The organism is Pseudoalteromonas sp. 5Ae-yellow (assembly GCF_014077565.1).
Taxonomy (GTDB): Bacteria; Pseudomonadota; Gammaproteobacteria; order Enterobacterales; family Alteromonadaceae; genus Pseudoalteromonas.
Genome location: NZ_JACGWD010000180.1, coordinates 1 through 339, shown reverse-complemented (window position 1 = coordinate 339; position 339 = coordinate 1). Strand labels below are relative to the sequence as shown.

Genomic DNA, 339 nt, shown 5'->3' with positions numbered 1-339 from the left:
GTCTAAAAATTCAGTTGTCCTAGTGACACATTTATGTGTCCCCATCGTCTAGAGGCCTAGGACACCGCCCTTTCACGGCGGTAACAGGGGTTCGAATCCCCTTGGGGACGCCACTTACTTATTTTAAGTATTGTGTAAAGTAGTGTGACACCGCACTCTCTATGCACGACGTTATCAAGAGTACTAATCTCTTGGGGACGCCACTTACTTATTTTTAATAGGGAAGTGTAGTGTTATTAAGAAAGCTCGCCTGAAACGAGTCTAAAAATTCAGTTGTCCTAGTGACACATTTATGTGTCCCCATCGTCTAGAGGCCTAGGACACCGCCCTTTCACGGCG

Annotated in this window: 1 tRNA gene; it reads left to right on the top strand. The window is 46.0% G+C overall.

From position 1 onward, the window contains the following. Nucleotides 1-37: 37 nt before the first annotated feature. A tRNA-Glu gene (locus H4J63_RS19880) sits at nt 38-113 on the top strand. Nucleotides 114-339: the final 226 nt, after the last annotated feature.